Origin of the sequence: Mycolicibacter algericus DSM 45454, assembly GCF_002086455.1 — a bacterium.
GTDB classification, from domain to species: domain Bacteria; phylum Actinomycetota; class Actinomycetes; order Mycobacteriales; family Mycobacteriaceae; genus Mycobacterium; species Mycobacterium algericum.
The window spans coordinates 1-12,234 of record NZ_MVHC01000053.1 but is presented as its reverse complement, the minus strand read 5'-3'; the positions used below and the strand labels follow the sequence as shown (position 1 = coordinate 12,234).

Sequence of the window (12,234 nt, the reverse complement as noted above, 5' to 3'; positions counted from 1 at the left end):
CCCCCCGCCTGCGCCCGCCCCGCCGCCGGCTCCAGCGCCGGGACCCGCTCCCGGTCCGGCTCCCGGTCCTGCCAACGGTGCGGCGTCGTCCACCCACACCACCGACGCCGGAACCGTGCGATCGGCGGGCTCTGCCGGGCGGGCGCGCATCGCCCCGGTCGACTTCCGCGCGCCGAAGGCACCACCGCCGCCCGGGCCGGCGCCCGACGCGTTCAGCGGGGTGGCCCCCGATGTGCAACTGATCTCGATCCGGCAGAACAGCCAGGCATTCGGCCCCAAGGAGCCGTTCGGCGACGGGCAGGATCCGCAGCTGCGGGAGAAGACCGACGGCATCCGCACCATGGCGCGAGCGATCGTCCACGCCGCCAACATGGGCGCCGGGGTCATCAACATCTCCCACGCCATCTGCATGAACGTGCGCACCCTCATCGATCAGGCCGATCTGGGCGCAGCGGTGCGCTACGCCGCGGTCGAGAAGAACGCGGTGATCGTCGCCGCCGCCGGCGACACGAGTTGGCGCGACTGCAAGCAGAACCCGATCTACAACGCTATGCGGCCCGACGACCCGCGCGACTGGAACGGGGTCAACACCGTGGTGACGCCGGCCTGGTACGACGAGTACGTGCTGACGGTCGGTGCGGTGGATTCGGCAGGAGCGCCACTGGGCAAGACGAGCGTCGCCGGTCCCTGGGTGTCGATCGCCGCACCCGGCACCGACATCGAGGGCCTCTCGCCGCGCGATGACGGGCTGATGAACGCGGTCGACGGCCCGGAGAACTCACTGCTGGTGCCGTCGGGCACCGGTTTCTCGACGGCGATCGTGTCCGGCGTGGCGGCGCTGGTACGGGCCAAATACCCGGAATTGTCGTCGCATCAGGTGATCAACCGGCTGATTCGCACGGCGCGGCCACCGGCACGCGGCGTCGACAACGTGGTGGGTTACGGCATCATTGACCCGGTGGCGGCGCTGACGTGGGATGTTCCCGACGTTGCGCCCCAACCGCCGGAACGGCTGTCGGCGCCGCTGCAGGTGCCGCCGATGCCGCCGGAACGCGACATGACCCCGGCGTGGGTCGCCGGGGCCGGGCTGTTGGCGGCGGTCGCGGCGGCCGGTGTGGCACTGGGAGTGGCAGCATTGCGACGATCACGTAGGAACCGATGAAGGCACAGCACGCAGTAGGTCTGAACCTGTCATGGACGCGGGTGACCATCGTCTTTCTGATCGACATCGGGATACTGGTGCTGGCCGGCCGGTGGCCCGGCGACGAGCAGGTCGCCGTCTACGCATGGTGGTCGGGCGTCGGCGTCGCGGTGCTGGTCGCAATCATCGCGCTGGTCACCTACCGGCAGGTGCCGATCAGCACGATGTGGGCGGCATGGTTCGCCGATCAATTCGCCGACACGGAGACGGCACTGAGCCGCGGCCGCACTCCGGCAGTCGATCATCACCGCCGCTTCGGGCGGGAGCCGATCGGTATGCGCGAGCACCAGGGCCGATTGGTGACGGTGATCGCGGTGGGCGGTCGGCCGGTGCAGGCGACCGGCCGGCATCGACGCGGGTTGGAGCCGGCGGCCCTCCCACTGGAGCGGCTCGCCGGCGGGTTGCGCCAGTTCGACGTGCGATTGGACAGCATCGACATCGTCTCGGTGGGCACCCGCAGTGCGCCCCGTGACAGCGAGGACGTCGACTTCGACGACACCCCGTCGATGCCCGACCACCGGCGGACCTGGCTGGTGCTGCGGATGGACCCGCAGCACAACGTCAACGCGGTGGCGGCACGCGACTCGCTGGCCGCGACTCTGACGGCGGCCACCGAGCGGTTGGCCGAGGAGATCGACGGACGCCTGATCAGTGCGCGACCGCTGCGCGCCGATGAATTCGACGACGTCGACGAGGCCACGCTGGCGGGACTGGAGGCCGCACAACTTTCGCACCGGCTGTTCCGCAACCGGCCGGAGGGCCACGTCACCAATTTCTGGCTGTCACCGGCCGATATCACCGACGAGAACCTCGAGCATCTGTGGTACCCGGAGACCGATGCGACGGTGGTGACGGTCCGGCTCGCCCCGGGGGGCGGCCGGACGACCAGCGTATCGGTGCTGGTGCGGTACCACAGCGCCGGCAAGCTGGGCCGCAACGTGCGCGCCGCACTGAACCGGTTCGTGGGCCGGCGCCAGCTGGAGGCGGTCTGCGCCAGCCTTCCGGCACCCACCTCGCATCCACGCATGCCCGTGCCCGGCCGGGACCTGCAGAACGGCGAACACCTGGTCGTGTCGGTGGATGCGTTGCAGGAGTACGCCGTTCCGGCATCTGGGACGCGGCCGTGACCAGCCCGCAGTCGGCGGCGACCGACGCCCGCAACGCCATGGTGGCCGGGATGCTGGCCTCCGGGATCTCGGTCAACGGGCTGCAGCCGAGCCACAACCCGCAGGTGGCGTTGCAGATGTTCACCACCGCCACCACGATCGACCCGAGCATGTGCGACGCCTGGTTGGCCCGGGTGCTGGCCGGTGACTCCGACATCGAGGTGTTGGCGAACGCCTGGGCGACCGTCCGCACGTTCGGCTGGGAGACGCGCCGACTGGGCTTGTCCGACTTGGAATTCCATCCCGAGGTCTCCGACGGGATGTTCCTGCGGCTGCGGATCACCAGCGTGGAGTCGCTGGCCGCCGCCTACGCCGCCGCGCTGGCCGAAGCCAAGCGCTATGAGGAGGCGGCGAAGCTGCTCGACGGCATCGAGCCGCGCAACCCGTTCGAAACGGAGCTGGTCGGCTACGTGCGCGGCATGCTGTACTTCCGGACCGGCCGCTGGCCCGACGTGCTCAAGCAGTTCCCGGCGGCGGCGCCGTGGCGCCAGCCCGAGCTCAAGGCGGCCGCCGCCGCGATGGCCACCACGGCGCTGGCCTCGCTAGGGGTGTTCGAGGAGGCGACCCGACGGGCCCAGGAGGCCATCGAGGGCGACCGGGTGCCCGGTGCCACCAACGTCGCGCTCTACACCCAGGGCATGTGCATGCGCCACCTCGGCCGTGAAGACGAGGCCGCTGAGTTGCTGCGCCGGGTGTATTCGCGTGACGCGAAGTTCGCGCCTGCCCGCGAGGCCCTGGACAACCTGGACTACCGGCTGATCCTGACCGACCCGGAGACCATCGAGGCCCGCACGGATCCGTGGGACCCGGACAGCGCCCCGACCCGGGAACAGGCCGAGGCGCACCGGCACGCCGAAGAGGCCGCCAGATACCTGGCCGAGGGCGACGCGGAGCTGGCCGCCATGCTCGGCATGGAGCAGGCCAAGCGGGAGATCAAGCTGATCAAGGCGACCACCAAGGTGAACCTGGCGCGCACCAAGATGGGACTGCCCGTCCCGGTGACATCCCGCCACACGCTGTTGCTCGGTCCACCCGGCACCGGCAAGACGTCGGTGGCGCGCGCCTTCACCAAGCAACTGTGCGGTCTGACGGTGCTGCGCAAGCCACTGGTGGTCGAGACCAACCGTTCCAAGCTGCTGGGCCGCTACATGGCCGACGCGGAGAAGAACACCGAGGAACTGCTCGAGGGTGCGCTCGGCGGCGCGGTGTTCTTCGATGAGATGCACACCTTGCACGAACGCGGCTACAGCCAAGGCGACGCCTATGGCAATGCGATCATCAACACGCTGCTGCTCTACATGGAGAACCACCGCGACGAGCTGGTGGTGTTCGGAGCCGGCTACGCCAACGCCATGGACAAGATGCTCGAGGTGAACCAGGGCTTGCGGCGACGGTTCTCGACGGTGATCGAGTTCTACAGCTACACCCCGCCGGAACTGCTGGAACTGACCAAGATGATGGGCGCCGAGAACGAGGACGTGGTCACCGACGAAGCGGTCGAGGGGCTGCTGCCGTCCTACACCAAGTTCTACGCTGACGAAAACTACTCCGAGGACGGCGATCTGATCCGCGGCATCGACGTGCTGGGCAACGCCGGATTCGTACGCAACGTGGTGGAGAAGGCGCGGGACCACCGCAGCTTCCGGCTCGACGACTCCGAACTCGACGCGGTGCTGGCGGGCGACGTCACCGAATTCAGCGACGAATGGCTGCACAAGTTCAAGGAATTGACCCGCGAGGACCTCGCCGAAGGGCTCAGCGCGGCGGTCGCCGAGAAGAAGCCGTCCTGACCCGACAGCATCCCGCCAGCCGATTCACAGTGGCCAGGCCTCCTGTTCGGGTTGACGGCCGGTGCCAGCGGTGCCACCATTGCGCAGATAAGGGGGCCGGTGTCTCACCCCGGCTCGTCGGTATCGGCGGTGTGAGGAGGTGACGACGAGACTTGTGTCCCGGTGATTGTGCCTATCGGGGGTCGCTGAGTGTTTCGATCCGATCCGCCTTCGGCACCGTGTCTGATTTCTGAACTGTCCTTGAACCGTGTTGTAGTGAGCCCCACTCCGCGATGACGCCTAACGTTGTCAGCGGGTGCTCGCTCGACGCACCCGGTGAACGCCGGTCCTTCGGCGGCCGGCACCTTTCGGAGGAGGCCCGATGAGTTTTGTGAACACCCAACCGGAGGCCCTGACCGCGGCCGCAGGCAATCTGGCCGCCATCGGGTCGGCCCTGAGCGCCCAGAACGCCGCGGCGGCAACGCCCACCACGGGCGTCGTTCCGGCTGCCGCGGACGAGGTCTCGGCGCTGACCGCGGCCCAGTTCGCCGCCCACGCCAGCATGTACCAGTCCATCAGCGCTCAGGCGGAAGCCATTCACCAGGCGTTCGTGGCCACGCTGAACAGCAGCGCCAATTCGTATGCGGCGACCGAGGCGGCCAACGCCGCATCGGCCGGATAAGTCCACTGCCGCTGTGCCACAAATTTTTTCACAAACCTAGGAGAGACTCTCATGGCAACTCGTTTTATGACCGACCCGGATGCGATGCGGGCGATGGCGGGGCGTTTCGACGTTCACGCGCAGACGGTGGAGGATGAGGCGCGCCGGATGTGGGCGTCGTCGACCAACATCTCCGGTGCGGGGTGGGGTGGTCTGGCGGAGCGGACCTCGATGGACACCATGGGTCAGATGCAGACGGCGTTTCGCAACATTGTGAACATGCTGCACGGGGTGCGCGATGGGTTGATCCGTGACGCCAACCACTACGAGCAGCAGGAAGCTGCTTCCCAGCAGATCCTGTCGAGCTAGAAGGAGCTTTGACCGATGTCGATTAACTACCAGTTCGGTGATGTGAATGCCCACGGTGCGTTGATCCGTGCTCAGGCTGCCTCGTTGGAGGCCGAGCACCAGGCGATCGTGCATGACGTGTTGGCGGCCGGGGATTTCTGGGGTGGCGCCGGTTCGGTGGCCTGCCAGGAGTTCGTGGCGCAGTTGGGCCGCAATTTCGCGGTGATCTACGAGCAGGCCAACGCCCACGGTCAGAAGGTGCAGACCGCCGGCAACAACATGGCCAACACCGACGCCTCCGTCGGCTCCAGCTGGGCCTGACCGACCCGAGCCCCCGGGGCGCTGCGCCGTCACCAACTGAGCGGAAATCCGCGCCGCGGCCGATCGACCAGAGGTGGTAGGGCATGGATTTCGGAGCGTTGCCCCCGGAGATCAACTCGGGGCGAATGTATGCCGGTCCCGGATCCGGGCCGTTGCTGGCGGCAGCCGCAGCATGGGACGCACTGGCCGCCGAGTTGAGTTCGACCGCGTCGTCGTACAACTCGGTAGTCACCAGCCTCGCCCAGGTCTGGTCCGGTCCGACGGCGGCTGCGATGGCGGCGGCCGCCCAGCCCTATTCGGGTTGGATGGGCAGCACTGCTGCGCAGGCGGCACAGTCCTCCGCCCAGGCCCGGGCGGCGGCCGCCGCCTATGACGCGGCGTTTATCGCGACGGTGCCGCCACCACTGATCGAGGCGAACCGTAGCCTGCTGCTGTCGCTGATCGCCACCAACATCCTGGGCCAGAACACCGCGGCGATCGCGGCGGCCGAGTTGGAATACGCCGCGATGTGGGCCCAGGATGCCGCCGCGATGTACGGCTACGCCGGTGCGTCGGCCAACGCCACCACGCTGCCTCCGTTCGCGCAGCCGCCCCAGACCACCAATCCTGCCGGCCTACAGGCACAGTCGGCGGCAGCCGGCCAGGCGGCGGCCGGAACCGGTGCCCAGACCCAGTCGTCGTTGACCCAGCTGATCTCGCTGGTGCCGCAGGCCTTACAGGGCATGGCGGTATCGGGCACGGCACAGGCCGAACCGACGGCGATCCTCGATTTCCTGGCCGGTCCACTGTCGCCGATCTCGCTGTTCGGCATCGGTGGGATCCCCTACCTGCTGGCGATCCAGTGCGTGCTGCTGCCGATGAACGGCGCGAACGTGGTCTCGTCTGTCAACCGGGCGATGGGACCCAAACCCTGGCTCGAGCAGCTGTTGCCGGCGCAGGCGCTGGCCGGGGCGCGGCTGGCCGGGGCCCCGATGCCGGCGGTGTCGGCCGGGTCGGCCAACAGCGGCTCCATCGGGCGGCTGTCGGTGCCGCAGGGATGGCTCGCCCAGACGCCGACCGCCAAGGCCGTGGCCGCGGTCTTCCCCGAGGCCGGTCCGGAAGCCGTCGCGGCCGTTGCCGCGGAGAGCGAGAGCGGGCTGGCCGGCGACCTGGCACTGGGCGGGCTGGCTGGCCGCGCCATGAGTCTCACCGCCGCCGGGGCCGGCGGGCGCGGGCCCGGCGGAGTCACCGGCCGGGCGGCGGCCGGCAAGCCCGGTAAACCGAGCAAGGCGACCATCATCGTGATTCCGCCTTCGGCGGAGGACTAGAGCGATGCCGGACTTCGGGGCGCTGCCGCCGGAGACCAACTCTGCGCGGATGTATGCCGGCCCGGGCGCCGGGCCGATGTTGGCAGCGGCCGGCGCATGGCGGGGACTGGCCGGGGAGCTCGGTGCGGTGGCCTCGGCCTATCAGGCCGTGATCGCCGAACTCACCGGGCAGGCGTGGTTCGGTCCCGCGTCGCAGGCGATGGCGGCGGCGACGGCACCCTACGTGAACTGGCTCACCGCAACCGCGGCGGTGGCGGAGCAGACCGCGAGCCGGCTGATGCAGGCGGTGAGCGATTTCGAGCAGGCGTTCGCAGCAATCGTGCCGCCGCCTGTGATCGCCGCGAACCGCAGCCTGTTGGCGGCTTTGGTCTCCTCCGATGTGCTCGGACAGAACGCGACGGCGATCGCGGCCACGGAGGCCGAGTACGGACAGATGTGGCTGCAGGACGCCATGGTGATGTACGGCTACGCCGCGCGCTCCGCAGCCGCGACGGCGGTGCAGCCGTTCACCTCGCCGCCAACGGTGGTGGCCGGCCCATCGGGCGGACAGAACGCTGCGGTCACACCGGCCGACACGGGCGGTGTGCACAACCAACTGTCCCAACTGCTCAACGCGATACCGCAGGCGTTGCGCGGAGTCTCCGGGTCCGGCGGCACGCAGGCCGCACCGGTCGACGTGCTGGGTTCGGCGCAGAGCACCGACCCGGTGTCGCAGGGCGCCTCCTACCTTGAGACACTGGCCCGCACGGTCCTGCCCGCCAACGACACCAACATCTCGGTGCTCTACGGCATGGGGCAGTATGCGCGCAACCTCAACACCGATCTGGACATCTCACAGGCCACCGGCGGACGGGCCGGGTTCGGTTCGGGCACAACGGCGTTGGGTGTCGTTGAATCGGGCGGCGGAGTGCGGCCGGCGGTGGCCGCGAGCGCCGGGAACGCAGGCGTGGTCGGCAAACTCGCGGTCCCGCCGGCCTGGGCCGAGTCGGTGCCGGAGGCCACGACGACAGCGGCGGTACCCACCGCGGCACCGGCCGCCGCCGCAGCGGCACCGGAAGGACACGGTGCGGGCATGGCTGCCGCCGCGATGACGGCCGGGCGGGCCGGTCGGCGAAACCGTGGCGAGCGGGCGGGCGCGCAGGGCGAGCGGATCGGCGGCCGGCTCACCGAGGCGGGAGCGGTGCGGCACTGGCATGTCGAGCCGGGCGGGCTCAAGAGTCTGCTGGGCGAGGTGGCCGGACAGCCCGGGGTCCACGAGATCTACTTCGACACCGAGGCGCAGGTTCCGCCGGACACCGGGTCGCCACGGGGCCGGAGGTGAGTGGAATGGATTTTGCCGCGCTGCCGCCGGAGGTCAACTCCGGACGGCTGTATGCCGGCCCGGGCTCCGGGCCGATGCTGGCCGCCGCGGCCGCGTGGGCGCGGCTGGCCGCCGAAACCAGTTCGGCTGCCGGGGTTTACCGGTCGGTGCTATCGGGCTTGACCGACCAGTGGTGGCTGGGGCCGGCGTCGGAGTCGATGGCCGCCGCCGTGGCACCCTACGTGGCTTGGCTCGACTCCACCGCAGCCCTGGCCGAGCAGGCTGCCGCCCAGGCCACCGCGGCCGCGGCGGCCTTCGACGAAGCCTTCGCCGCCGTCGCGCCACCGCCGATGATCGCGGCGAACCGCAGCGCGCAGGCGACGCTCGTCGCGTCGAATGTGCTCGGGCAGAACAGCGCGGCGATCGCGTCGCTCGACGTCGAGTACGCGCAACTGTGGGTCCAGGACGCGCTGGCGATGTACAGCTATGCCGCCCAGTCGGCCGCCGCGACCGCATTGACCCCGTTCGCCGAACCACCGCCCACCACCGACCCCGCGCGGCAGGGTGGGCAGGCGGCGGCGGTCGCCGCTGCCACCGCCGCCAGCGGGCACGCTGAGCTGTCGCGGTTGATCACCGCCATTCCTCAGGCGCTGAACGGGCTTGCTCCGACGGCGGCGGTTGCGGCAGCTTCGACGCAGCCGGCGCAGACCACCACGGCGCTGTCACTGGCCCAGATCGCTTCCTACATCGAGGTGCTGCCGAAGAGCATCGTGCCGTTCAACGCGGCGATCAAGACCGTGCTTTACGGCATGGTTCAGTACTCCCGTAATCTCAACATCGACCTGGACATCGCCGCGGCAACCGGCGGACAAGCCGGGTTCGGCTCCGGCGCAACGTCGTTGGTCGCAACGGAATCGCCGCAACCGGTCGGCGCCGGGCCGGTATCGGCCGGTGCCGGCGGCGCGGGCAGGATCGGCCGGCTCAGCGTTCCGCCGAACTGGGTGACGACCGCCCCGGTGGCCAAGATGGCCGCAGCGGCGTTGCCCGGCGCCGCCGCGGCGGCAGCGCCGGCCGCTGCGGTCGCCGGAGCGCAGATCCCCACGGGGGTCTTCGGCGACGTCGCGCTGGCGAGCCTGGCCGCGCGGGCGCTCACCGGCGCCGCACCGCGAAGCCGCCCCGCCGCCGCGATGAACGGCCACGCGCAGAGCCGACTGGAACGCCTGGTCACCGAGTTGGCCGGCACCACCGATGTGCAGCACTGGCACGTTGACCCCAGTCGCCTCGACAGCCTGCTCGAGGAACTCGCCGAGCAACCCGGCGTGCATGCGGTGCACGTCAATCCCGACGGGCAGAATAACGCCGGGCCGGGTCGGCAGCCCGGCTGAAGCCTGTGCGACTTCTGCCCGACAGCAGGCGATTTGGCCACCGAAGCGGACTATTGGCCCGCGAGCCGCTGCCGTCGCGCGGTGTCTGATTGACCCTGCCAGTTAGCTGGTGCATTATGGTGAGGCAAGCACCTCGTTAGGTGAGGCGTCTGCACGGATATAGGCCACTGACCCCGAACGTCGAAAGACGCCCCGGGTCAGGACAGCTCCTCCCGGATTAAGGGTTGAGCCCAAGTGGCTTCCGGACCTGCGTTGCATGCGCAGGCAGGACACGCCGTGCAGTGCCGAAGCTCTGACGAGAGGGGTGCGAAAGTCCGGCTGTCGCCGGGCGTCCCCACCTCTGTGTGCATACGTGCAGGCACCCGCGCGTGCCCAGGCCGAGAGGAGGTGAGAGCGACATTGAGTCCGAGTGATAGTTCCTATCCGAGATCGATGTTCGTCTCGCTCGATCTCGGTACTGCTTTCACCATCTGATTCGCACCGGCGCTGAATTCGTCATCTGGCGTGCTTCCGTCAGCGGAACACGTCAGGCTTCGGCATGTCGGCGAAAATGCTTGTCAGCTCGAACTTTCCGTCGAGCAGCGATTTCGTCGACGCGCCCGGCTCCGGTATGTCGCCATGACCGGCTAACCCGATTCGTGCCTCCGGCCAGCTGCGGACGCAACGCGTATCGGGATATCGACGTGCCTGCACACCCGCGCAACACCAGACTCTCTCAACCACCAGTCAATTAGGAGCAATGCCATGGACTTCGGAGCATTCCCGCCGGAATTCAACTCGGCTCGTATCTACACCGGCCCCGGCTCGGGACCGCTGATGGCCGCCGCGGCGGCGTGGGACAAGTTGGCCGCCGAACTCGCTTCGGCCGAGGCCGCCTACCAGTCGGTCATCAACGGGCTCATCAGCGAGGGCTGGATGGGGCCGGCCTCCAACGCGATGGCCGCCGCGGCCGCGCCCTACGCGGCGTGGATGGGCACCACCGCGGTCCGGGCGGAACAGGCTGCCGCCCAGGCGAAGGCGGCAGCCGCGGCGTTCGACGCGGCGTACGCGATGACGGTGGCGCCGCCGCTGGTCGTCGCCAACCGCTCACAGCTCGCGACCCTGGTGGCCACCAACGTCCTGGGCCAGAACACCGGGGCGATCGCCGCGACGGAGGCGCGTTACGGCCAGATGTGGGCCCAGGACGCTGCGGCGATGTACGGCTACGCGGCGTCGTCGGCGGTGGCCACCAAGGTGACGCCGTTCAACTCACCGCACGAGGTCGCCGACCCGTCGTCGCAGGCGGTCCAGCAGGCCGCGGTTGCCCAGGCCGCTGGTAACGCGGCCTCGTCGAATGCGCAATCCACACTGTCGCAAGCGATTACCAACACGCCGCAGACGCTGCAGACCCTCGCCGCGCCGGTGCAGCCGCCGGTCACGGGGGGCGAGGGGATCAGCACGGGTGACCTGAGCAACGCGATGACCAACTTGATGAGCAGCTCGTTCAGCCCGATGGGCGCGGCCGGGATCTCCAACTTCGCCGCCGACATGGCGGTGGTGCGTGGTGCTGCCATCGCCGCGGGTGACCCGCTGGGCTTGGGCGCCATCGACCCGTTCACGCCGATGCTCGGCGGGCTCGGGCTGGGCGGCGGACTCGGCCACGGAATGCACGGCCTGGGCGCGGGATTGGGGGGTCTGGGCACTGCCTCGGCGACAATGGGGCAGGCGTCCACGGTCGGCGCGCTGTCGGTGCCGCAGTCGTGGGCGGCGTCCATCCCGGCTACCGCAGCTCCCGGCAGCGCCGTGGCCGCCACCGGCTGGACCGTTGCCGCACACGCGCCGGAGGCCGGCGCGGCCGGTATGCCGGGCGTGCCGCTGGCCGGCGCCGGGCAGGGCCGCAACTACGGATTCGCCGCGCCGCGGTACGGCTTCAAGCCGACGGTCATGGCTCGGCCGGTGGTCGCCGGATAGCTGTGACATCGTTGGGACCATGCAGACGCTGAGCGTCGCCGAGTTCACGCTGCGGCTGGCCGTCGGGCTGGGCTGCGGCGCGCTGATCGGGCTGGAACGGCAGTGGCGGGCACGGATGGCCGGGTTGCGCACCAATGCGCTGGTGGCGGCCGGGGCGACACTGTTCGTGCTCTACTCGGTTTCCGCCGGTGACACCAGTTCCACCCGGGTCGCCTCCTATGTGGTGTCCGGGGTGGGATTCCTCGGCGGCGGGGTGATCCTGCGGGAGGGGTTCAACGTTCGCGGCCTGAACACCGCGGCGACCCTGTGGTGCTCGGCGGCCGTCGGGGTGCTGGCGGCCGCCGGCGACGTGCTGTTCGCGGTGATCGGCACCGGCGCGATCGTCGGCACCCACCTGTTGCTGCGACCGCTGGGCCGGCTCATCGACCGTGATCAGCACATCGAGGAGGACGAGCCGCAGTCGCCGTACCAGGTGCAGGTGGTCTGCCGGCCCAAGTCCGAGAAGTACCTGCGGGCCCAGATCGTGCAGCACACCGCCGGCAACGACCTGGTGCTGCGGGGGATCCACACGGGCCCGGCCGGCGACGACAACATGACCCTGACCGCCACGATGTTGTCGGATAACCGGGCGCCGGAACGGCTCGAGCGCCTGGTCGGCGAGCTCTCGCTGCAGCCGGGCGTCTATGCGGTGCAGTGGCACGCCGAGGGGCAGGCGGCCCTGTCGCCGGAGTGACCGTCGCCGGGCCGATCTAGGAGGCCGCTGAATAAGGCGGTGTTGGGGGCTGGTTGCTGGGTGTTGGTTCGAGGGCTGGTGAGCGGACGGCGG

General features: G+C 69.8%; 11 protein-coding genes and 1 riboswitch. All 11 genes read left to right on the top strand.

The genetic code is table 11. The annotated features are described in order from the left end of the window. A partial coding sequence (locus tag BST10_RS21610) for a S8 family serine peptidase (protein WP_165757226.1) occupies positions 1-1,162 on the top strand: 1,162 nt, incomplete at its 5' end. Continuing rightward, positions 1,159-2,328 (top strand): type VII secretion protein EccE, encoded by a 1,170-nt coding sequence (gene eccE, locus BST10_RS21605; protein ID WP_041317813.1) that lies wholly within the window; start codon positions 1,159-1,161, stop codon positions 2,326-2,328. The genes BST10_RS21610 and eccE, both read left to right, overlap by 4 nt. After that, positions 2,325-4,157 (top strand): type VII secretion AAA-ATPase EccA, encoded by a 1,833-nt coding sequence (gene eccA / locus BST10_RS21600; RefSeq protein ID WP_013828835.1) that lies wholly within the window; start codon positions 2,325-2,327, stop codon positions 4,155-4,157. Before eccE ends, eccA begins: the two co-directional genes overlap by 4 nt. A 361-nt stretch (positions 4,158-4,518) precedes the next feature. Continuing rightward, positions 4,519-4,818, top strand: a complete 300-nt coding sequence (locus BST10_RS21595) for a PE family protein (RefSeq protein ID WP_013828836.1) — start codon at positions 4,519-4,521, stop codon at positions 4,816-4,818. A 51-nt stretch (positions 4,819-4,869) separates the two neighbouring features. Beyond that, positions 4,870-5,166, top strand: a complete 297-nt coding sequence (locus BST10_RS21590) for a WXG100 family type VII secretion target (RefSeq protein ID WP_013827942.1) — start codon at positions 4,870-4,872, stop codon at positions 5,164-5,166. 15 nt (positions 5,167-5,181) lie between these two features. Next, complete coding sequence (locus BST10_RS21585; protein WP_013827941.1) at positions 5,182-5,466, top strand: WXG100 family type VII secretion target; 285 nt, start codon at positions 5,182-5,184, stop codon at positions 5,464-5,466. Positions 5,467-5,549: 83 nt separating this feature from the next. Continuing rightward, positions 5,550-6,773: a PPE family protein gene (locus tag BST10_RS21580; protein WP_083040638.1), complete on the top strand. Its 1,224-nt coding sequence runs from the start codon at positions 5,550-5,552 to the stop codon at positions 6,771-6,773. Between the two features lie 4 nt (positions 6,774-6,777). Next, on the top strand, positions 6,778-8,094 hold the full coding sequence (locus tag BST10_RS21575; RefSeq protein ID WP_083040637.1) for a PPE family protein: 1,317 nt from the start codon (positions 6,778-6,780) through the stop codon (positions 8,092-8,094). A 5-nt stretch (positions 8,095-8,099) separates the two neighbouring features. Then, complete coding sequence (locus BST10_RS24245) at positions 8,100-9,458, top strand: PPE family protein (protein WP_083040635.1); 1,359 nt, start codon at positions 8,100-8,102, stop codon at positions 9,456-9,458. Between the two features lie 125 nt (positions 9,459-9,583). Beyond that, positions 9,584-9,769: riboswitch (M-box (ykoK) riboswitch) on the top strand. A 433-nt stretch (positions 9,770-10,202) separates the two neighbouring features. Further along, positions 10,203-11,408 (top strand): PPE family protein, encoded by a 1,206-nt coding sequence (locus tag BST10_RS21565; protein ID WP_013828840.1) that lies wholly within the window; start codon positions 10,203-10,205, stop codon positions 11,406-11,408. 19 nt (positions 11,409-11,427) lie between these two features. Further along, positions 11,428-12,141: an MgtC/SapB family protein gene (locus BST10_RS21560; RefSeq protein WP_013828841.1), complete on the top strand. Its 714-nt coding sequence runs from the start codon at positions 11,428-11,430 to the stop codon at positions 12,139-12,141. Positions 12,142-12,234 lie beyond the last annotated feature (93 nt).

Coding starts and splice junctions, on each gene's coding strand:
- eccE (WP_041317813.1), top strand. CDS start 1,159: ATGAAGGCACAGCACGCAGTAGGTCTGAACCTGTCATGGACGCGGGTG.
- BST10_RS21595 (WP_013828836.1), top strand. CDS start 4,519: ATGAGTTTTGTGAACACCCAACCGGAGGCCCTGACCGCGGCCGCAGGC.
- BST10_RS21590 (WP_013827942.1), top strand. CDS start 4,870: ATGGCAACTCGTTTTATGACCGACCCGGATGCGATGCGGGCGATGGCG.
- BST10_RS21585 (WP_013827941.1), top strand. CDS start 5,182: ATGTCGATTAACTACCAGTTCGGTGATGTGAATGCCCACGGTGCGTTG.
- BST10_RS21580 (WP_083040638.1), top strand. CDS start 5,550: ATGGATTTCGGAGCGTTGCCCCCGGAGATCAACTCGGGGCGAATGTAT.
- BST10_RS21575 (WP_083040637.1), top strand. CDS start 6,778: ATGCCGGACTTCGGGGCGCTGCCGCCGGAGACCAACTCTGCGCGGATG.
- BST10_RS24245 (WP_083040635.1), top strand. CDS start 8,100: ATGGATTTTGCCGCGCTGCCGCCGGAGGTCAACTCCGGACGGCTGTAT.
- BST10_RS21565 (WP_013828840.1), top strand. CDS start 10,203: ATGGACTTCGGAGCATTCCCGCCGGAATTCAACTCGGCTCGTATCTAC.
- BST10_RS21560 (WP_013828841.1), top strand. CDS start 11,428: ATGCAGACGCTGAGCGTCGCCGAGTTCACGCTGCGGCTGGCCGTCGGG.